Source organism: Frankia sp. CeTa3Moorea, assembly GCF_978021225.1.
In genome coordinates this window covers 2,425-9,977 of record NZ_CDXDOR010000163.1, presented here as the reverse complement: position 1 = coordinate 9,977, position 7,553 = coordinate 2,425, and the positions used below count along the sequence as shown (strand labels likewise).

General features: G+C 71.2%; 7 protein-coding genes. 3 read left to right on the top strand and 4 right to left on the bottom strand.

Going from position 1 to position 7,553, the window contains the following annotated elements; translation table 11 throughout:
• Positions 1-546 precede the first annotated feature (546 nt).
• Positions 547-2,943, top strand: coding sequence for a transglycosylase domain-containing protein (locus AC08OV_RS20815; RefSeq protein ID WP_476620157.1), 2,397 nt, complete (start codon positions 547-549; stop codon positions 2,941-2,943).
• 46 nt (positions 2,944-2,989) lie between these two features.
• Here the strand turns inward: AC08OV_RS20815 and AC08OV_RS20810 are convergent, their stop codons facing one another.
• The 4 genes from AC08OV_RS20810 to AC08OV_RS20795 all read right to left on the bottom strand — a co-directional run bounded on the left by AC08OV_RS20810 (position 2,990) and on the right by AC08OV_RS20795 (position 6,299).
• A complete protein-coding gene (locus tag AC08OV_RS20810; RefSeq protein WP_476614714.1) occupies positions 2,990-4,129 on the bottom strand; it encodes an SIS domain-containing protein in 1,140 nt (379 codons plus the stop codon).
• 15 nt (positions 4,130-4,144) lie between these two features.
• A complete protein-coding gene (locus AC08OV_RS20805; protein ID WP_462188239.1) occupies positions 4,145-4,342 on the bottom strand; it encodes a Trm112 family protein in 198 nt (65 codons plus the stop codon).
• Positions 4,342-5,700, bottom strand: coding sequence for a phosphomannomutase/phosphoglucomutase (locus AC08OV_RS20800; protein WP_476593823.1), 1,359 nt, complete (start codon positions 5,698-5,700; stop codon positions 4,342-4,344). The genes AC08OV_RS20805 and AC08OV_RS20800 overlap by 1 nt, the downstream gene beginning before the upstream one ends.
• A 233-nt stretch (positions 5,701-5,933) precedes the next feature.
• Entirely contained in the window at positions 5,934-6,299 is a 366-nt protein-coding gene (locus AC08OV_RS20795; RefSeq protein ID WP_035908204.1) for a DUF3499 domain-containing protein, read from the bottom strand.
• 324 nt (positions 6,300-6,623) lie between these two features.
• On the opposite strand from AC08OV_RS20795, the gene AC08OV_RS20790 reads away from it, so the two are divergent.
• Complete coding sequence (locus AC08OV_RS20790) at positions 6,624-7,094, top strand: metallopeptidase family protein (RefSeq protein ID WP_476614713.1); 471 nt, start codon at positions 6,624-6,626, stop codon at positions 7,092-7,094.
• A 70-nt stretch (positions 7,095-7,164) separates the two neighbouring features.
• A partial coding sequence (locus AC08OV_RS20785) for a type I phosphomannose isomerase catalytic subunit (RefSeq protein ID WP_476620156.1) occupies positions 7,165-7,553 on the top strand: 389 nt, incomplete at its 3' end.

Sequence of the window (7,553 nt, the reverse complement as noted above, 5' to 3'; positions counted from 1 at the left end):
GGGCCGGTGACCCGGCCGCCCTCACCGGTCCCCGCCAGCCAGCCAGCCCATCGTCCGGCCGCACCCGCCCGGACCGGCCGGGGCACGCACCATCAGATCCACACTTCCTTAACGTCTGCTAAACAATGTAGGACGTACCGCACACACCGGACGTGGCGGCTGGTCCGCCGGTGAAACGCTCGTCTAGCGTTACCTGCGAATCAGACCGTCCGCGCCAACCGCCACGAATCGGCGCGCACCCGCTGCCACGTCGCACCGGGTTCGAGGCGGTGCTGCCGGTGAGCGACCAAGTGCCGGCTCACGCATGCTGGACAGGTCCCAGGAAGACTCCGGCCCTTGCGCCGGTCCACGGAGGGGGTGACGTCGACGTCTGTCGGACGGGAGTCGAGCACTCCATCTCGAGCCACCTCGCCCCCCCGCGCGAGCAAGCCGGCCGACCCGAGCAAGCCGGCCCGGTCGGGTGCCCCGTCGCACGCCGTCGCGCCGGAACGTGCCCCCACCCCGCCCCGATCCGCCAGGCCGTCCCGATCCGCCAGGCCGGGCAACATGGCGAGCGGCGTCACCTACGCGGACGACGGCGCTTCCGCGCGTCGCTCCCCCGGCGGCACGGGCGACGGTCCGGCGGCGGCCGGCGGGGCCGGGGCCGGGGGAGCGGGCAGGCCGCTCATCCCCCGTCCACCCGTGAACCGGCGTCGGGTCCTGAAGAAGATGGGGCTGACGGCAATCGTTCTCGGGCTGGTCATCGCGTTGTTGTCCCTGCCGTTCGTCGGTGCGGTCGGCCTGTTCGCCAAGGGAAGCGCGGACCACTTCCTCGGGCTGCCCGCCGAGCTCGTCACGCCTCCGTTGCCGCAGAGTTCGACGATTCTGGCCGCCGACGGATCAGTGATCGCCATGTTGCGCGGGGCCGAGAACCGCATCGTCGTGCCCGGCAACGAGATCCCGAAGATCATGCGCGAGGCAATTATCTCGATCGAGGACGCCCGCTTCTACCAGCACGGCGGCGTCGACCCACAGGGCGTCTTCCGCGCCGCGCTGCGCAACAGCGAGGCCGGCGGAGTCTCTCAAGGCGGTTCGACGCTGACCCAGCAGTACGTCAAGAACGTGCTGCTGCAGAACGCCCGCACCACGCGGGAGCGAGAGGTCGTGGCCGGGAACTCCCTGGAACGCAAGATCCAGGAACTCCGGTACGCCCTGGGCATCGAGAAGCGGTTCTCCAAGGACGAGATCCTGGAGCGCTACCTCAACATCGCGTATTTCGGTGACGGCGCGTACGGGATCGGCACCGCCGCCGAGCACTACTTCGGGGTGCCCATCTCCCAGGTCACTCTCGAACAGGCGGCGCTGCTCGCCGGGCTCGTGCAGAGTCCGTCCCGGTACAACCCCGCAGCCTACCCGGAGGCCGCGCTGGCCCGGCGCAACACCGTGCTGGACAAGATAGCCGCCGAGGGGTATATCTCCACCACCCAGGCAGAGGCGACGAAGCAGATGCCGCTGAACGTCGTGAAGGCCCCGCCGCCGGCCGCGGACTCCTGCGAGACCTCATCGGCGCCGTTCTTCTGCGACTACGTGCGGTCCCAGCTGCGGGCGAGCCCGGCGCTCGGTTCCACCCTGGAGGAACGCAACCGACGCATCTACGAGGGCGGCCTGGTCATCAGGACCACTCTCGACCCGATGGTGCAGCAGGCGGCGCAGGACGCCGTCAACTCGACCGTGTCACCGAGCAGCCGGGTGTCGGCGACCGAGGTCGTCATCCAGCCCGGCACCGGCAACATCCTCGCCATGGCAGTGAACCGGGTGTACGGCTCGAACACAGCCGTCAACCAGACGGTGGTGCCGCTGCCGACCAGCGCCACCTTCCAGCCCGGGTCGACGTTCAAGACCTTCGTGCTCGCCGCCGCGCTCGAACAGGGCTACGGCACCTCAACGGCCTTCTACTCCCCGGCCTGCTACGAGACCAAGAAGTTCCCGTTGGACCGCGGTGAGGGCGACTGCCCCAGGGGTTTCTCGAACTCCGATCCCGCCGAGGCCGGCATCTACGACATCCCCAAGGGCACCTGGGACTCGGTGAACACCTTCTACGTGCAGCTCGCGGAGAAGACCGGCATCCCGGCGGTCCTGGAGATGGCCAAACGCCTGGGCGTCACACCGCCGAAGGCAGACAAGATCGGCTCCACCGACGGGGCCACCGCCATCGGCGGCGGCCAGTACATGTACGTCTCCCCGTTGCAGATGGCCGACGCCTACGCGACGATCGCCGGCGGCGGGGTGCGCTGCACGCCCCGCTTCGCCACCGAGGCCATCGACTCCAGCCACGACCCGATCGACATCGCCCAGCCGCGGCAGTGCGAACAGGTACTCGCCAAGGGTGTTGCTGACACCGTGACCAGTGTGCTCGCCGGCGTCCCGGTCCGCGGGACCGGGACCAAGGCCGCCATCGACCGCCCCTCGGCAGGCAAGACCGGCACCACCGACGAGTTCTCGGCCGCCTGGTATGTCGGCTTCACCCCGCAGCTCGCCGCGGCGGTATCCGTCGGCGACCCCATGGGGGCGGAGAGCCACCCGCTGCGGGGCGTCGTCGCCGACGGCCGGACCTGGCCCCATGTCTTCGGCGGCGACCTGCCCGCGATCATCTGGAGCAAGTCGATGCGGGCCGCCCTGGCCAACCGGCCGGTGGTCCCGTTGCCCGGCGCCGATCCGACCGTCGCGCGCGGCACCAAGGGAGGTCTGCAGAACACCCCGCCAGCACCGGCGCCCGGTCAGGGCCTCGGCGACTTGTTGCAGAACCTGGGTCAGCGGATCTTTCCCGGCATGGGCGGACAGCCACAGGGAGGCGGCGCCCAGCCCGGCACGGGCCAGAGCGGGCAGAACCAGGGACAGCCGCAGCAGCCTCAGAACGGCGTCGAACCGGGATCCGGCAGAGGGGATCAGCCTGCCGGCCGCTAGCCAGCCTTCCGGCGGCCTGGTCAACGCCTAAGGTCCTGGTCAACGCCTAAGGTCGTGGGCCCGCGGGCACCTGCACGGGATCGACCCCGAGCGCTAGGGCGAGATAAACGGCCGTGTAGTCGAACAGGCCGATGAGTGAGGCGAGCCGTTCCAGCGGCCCGCCGCCGTCGGCGCGCAGTTCGGTGACGCCGACGCCTCGCTCGGCCGCCACCGCCACCGCCGCCTCGGCCTGCCGGGCGACATCCAGGCGTTCGACGTCGGGATCGCGCAGCAGGACCAGGCGGAGCCGGATCGACTCGTCCTCCTCGGCGCGGTCGCGGAAGAAGTCGTCGAAGTCGTCGCGCACCGGGCCGCCAGCCGCGAGACCCGCGCCGAAAGCACCGTCGAACAGCGCGACCTGGTGGCGGGCGGGATGCGGCAGCGCCCCGGCGATGGCCGGATACTTCGCGTTCGTCGCGAGCTGGGTGACGGCACGTTCGGCCACCACGTTCGTCACCGGTGAGGTTCCCCAGATGATCGGCAACGTACCGGCCAGCTCGAGCGCCAGCGTCTTCGCCGGATTGACGAATGACTCGCTGGACGAACGGCAGCGGGTCGCGACGTCCTCGAGGCGGACGGCGGCCGCCTCGATCGCCTCGTCCGCCACCCGCGCGATACCCAGGGCCCGGGCGACGATGATCAGTGGCAGCGACAACGACCACAGGGCGGCACGAGCGGGCTGCTCCGCCGAGGTCACGACGAGGGGCGCACCGGCCACCCCGGCCAGGTGCGCCAGGGGGGTATCGGCAGGGGCGACCACGGCCACCCGCGCGCCACGCCGGTTCGCCTCCTCCACCGCCGAACAGGTCTCCGCGGAGGTACCGGACGCCGACACCGCAAGGACGACGTCGGCCACCCCCACCCAGCCCGGCAGGCCGTAGGTGTGGTGACCGATGACGGGCACCGGGCTGGCCGGCCCGGCGACGGCGGCGAGCACCCCGGCGGCCAGCGCCGCGCCGCCCACCCCCACCATGACGACCGCCCGGGGCCGCCCGTCAGCGGCAAGGCGAGCGACCCCGGCCTCCTGGGCGAGGGTGGCACCGCGACGGACCTGGCGGGCGGCGGAGGCGATGTGCGGCAGGAGACCGCCGGCGTGACCGGCGTCAATGCGGGCGGTGTCGTCGAGGATCGCCTCGTCGAGGTACACGTCGAGGCCGCGGCGTCAGTTCGACGCCGGCGCGCCGGAGAACGGGACCGCCTCGTCGAGCAGCATCACCGGGATGTCGTCGCGCACCGGGAACGCCAGGCCGCAGGCGAGGCACACCAGCACGGGGGCACCGCCCAGCTCGTCGGGCCGCAGCTCACCGTGCTTGCTGCACGGGCAGACGAGGATCTCCAACAGCAGCGGGTCGAGACTCATCAGGCTTCCCTTCCGCTCCGGATGCGAGCGAGGATCTCGTCGCGCAGCCGATGCATCGTGGCGTCGTCGGGCCCCTCCACGTTGAGCCGCAACAGCGGCTCGGTGTTGGACGGGCGGAGGTTAAACCAGGATCCGTCCGAGAAGGAGATCGTCAACCCGTCCAGGTGATCCACGTCGGCGGCGTCCGGCGCGTACGCCTTCTCGATCACGTTCATCGCCGCCGCGGCGTCCGCGATCTCGGAATTGATCTCACCGGACGCGCTGTAACGGGCGTACCCCCCGAGCAGCCCGGACAGCGGCCGGTCCTGGCCGCCCAACGCGGCGAGCACATGAAGCGCGGCGAGCATGCCGGAGTCCGCCCGCCAGAAGTCGCGGAAGTAGAAGTGACCGGAATGCTCTCCACCGAAGACCGCGCCGGTACGGGCCATCTCGGCCTTGATGAACGAGTGGCCCACGCGGGTGCGGACCGGGACGCCCCCGCGCTCGGTGACCAGCTCGGGGACCGCCCGGCTGACGATGACGTTGTGGATGACCGTGCCCCCCGGCTCCCGGGCCAGCTCGCGATCGGCCACCAGGGCGGTGATGGTCGACGGAGAGACGATCTCCCCCCGCTCGTCGACGACGAAGCAGCGGTCGGCGTCGCCGTCGAAGGCCAAGCCGATGTCGGCTCCGGAGCTGCGGACGGCGGCCTGCAGGTCCCGCAGGTTCGCCGGCTCGATCGGGTTCGCCTCGTGGTTCGGGAAGGAGCCGTCCAGCTCGAAGTAGAGCGGGATCACTGTCAGCGGCAGCCCGGTGAAGGTGGCCGGGACGGTCAGCCCGCCCATGCCGTTACCCGCGTCCACGGCGACCGTCAGCGGCCGGATCCCCGCCAGGTCGACCAGGGTGCGCAGATGACGCACGTAGGAGTCCAGCAGGTCCCGCCGGGTCACGGTGCCGCGACGACCGGGACCGGCGGGAATGCCCGCCTCGATCATCGCGCGGATGTCGGCGAGCCCGGTCTCCTGGCCGATGGGTGCCGCGCCGGCCCGGCAGAGCTTCATGCCGTTGTACTTCGCCGGGTTGTGCGACGCGGTGAACATCGCACCCGGAATGTTCAGCGAGCCGGCGGCGAAGTAGAGCAGATCGGTGGATCCCAGCCCGGCGGCGATCACGTCCGCGCCCTGGCTGACCGCCCCCTCGGCGAAGGCCTCGGCGAGCGGGACCGACGACTCCCGCATGTCGTGCGCGGTCACGATCCGCGGGGCGCCGAGCAGCCGCACGAAGGCGGCTCCGGTGGCTCGGGCGACGTCGGCATCGAACTCCGCCGGCACCACGCCACGCACGTCGTACGCCTTGAAGATCCGCGAGAGGTCACGCATCCCTTCCAACCCCTTCTCCCTGGTGTCCCCCGGCACCGGGTGAATGGTGCCCCCCGGCCGCGCGGCCACTGCTGCGACCGGCTCGGTTGACCTTATCCGCCGGGTCCGGCACCGCCAGGACCGCGTCCGGGCGAAGTCGCGCCGAACCACTCACCGAACCACCGGTACTAGGACAAACGGAAGATCGGGACGACCACATGACCGGGACGGCCGAGAGGTGGGAGCGCTCCGGATCAGGACGGACTGGGAACGGCCCGCAGGTGACCCCGCCGGCCACCCGGGGGTGGGGCCTGCGGACCCTGCGGGGGCTCCGGCCCTCCCCGCCGGGACGCCTCACGCACGGCGTCCGCAAGGGCTTCCAGGTCGTCCCCGGCCACCTCACGACCCCCCTCGCGGGGCGCCTCGGCCTCGAGCCGGACCACAGCCCAGCCAAGCGGCACGGTGAGCCGATCCGCGTGGGTGCCGCACAGATCGTAGGAGTGTGGTTCGACGTACGGGGAGAGCGGGCCCAACACCGCCGTGGACTCCGCGTAGGCGTACGTGAGCGTGGCGACCGCGGCTGCGGAACAGGCCGAGCGGGAGCAGCGCCGAGGCTTCACGTTCCGGACGGTAGCCCCCGGAACGGACGACGGCCACCACCTCGGGTCGTGTCGCGTGGCGCGACGACTAATCGTCACGCGGCGTCGACCATGCCATCGCGGCCCGCATACAATATCCCTCTTTCAGCACGTATCCAGAGCGATTTTGAGATCATGGACCGTCCTCGAGCTGGTAGCGATAGGGGATGAAACGCAGGGATGTGACCGGAAACCGTCGTTACCGCGCCCACGGATCGGCGCACCACTCCGAGCGATGCCGGAAGCGGCGCGGAGTTCACCGCGATCGACGGACGACCGTCCATCCTTGAACGCTACGCTGACAGGGTGAGCGAGCCCGAGCGGTTCCCGGCAGTCGCCCGGCCGATCCCGCCACGGCGGCGGCGCGACCGGCGCGGCCGTGGAATCCGGGGCACTCTTCTTCCGCCGGACGTGCCCGCCTACGCCACCCGCGGCGACCGCTTCGACGATCTCGTCCTGGACGCCGTCGAGCATCTCGACCACCGGTGGTCCACCGAACTCGCGGACGTCGAGTTCGCCGTCGAGGACGTCCCGCCGGTGGCGGTGACCGATGACGAGATCCCGCTCGCGCATTACCAGCCGGCCAGCGGCAGGGGTCGGTCGGGGACCCCGCGGCGCATCGTCGTCTACCGCCGCCCGATCGAGGCGCGGGCCGTCGACAGCGAGGACCTGGCCGAGCTCGTCCTCGATGCGATCATCCACGAGATGGCTGAGATGATGGGGGTCGACCCCGCCGTGATCGACCCGGAGGGCCACGGCTGGGGCGACGAGGAATAGCGAGCAACAGCGAGGAACAGCCGAGCCGCGCTGGCTGGCCGGCCGCAGGACACCCACCACGAGGGAGACCGTGACCACCAGGAACGATGCCGCTCGGGCGACGGCCTCCGGCGCCCGGATCCTGCCACTGCACGGTCAGGCGCAGTCGTACGCCTGGGGGTCCCCGACCGCGATTCCGAACCTGCTCGGGGCGGTCGCGACCGGCGAGCCGGTCGCGGAGCTGTGGCTCGGCACCCATCCGGTGGCGACGGCCCTCGCCGAGGACGACGGCATCCACCGTCCGGCCACCGACCTCGTCGGTCAGCTGCCGTTCCTGCTCAAGGTGCTGGCCGCCGAGAAGGCGCTGTCGCTGCAGGTGCACCCGGACCTGGCGCAGGCCCGGGCCGGCTTCGACGCGGACGACGCGGCCGGTCTCGGCCTGGGCGATCCGCGGCGGCGTTACCGTGACCGGAATCACAA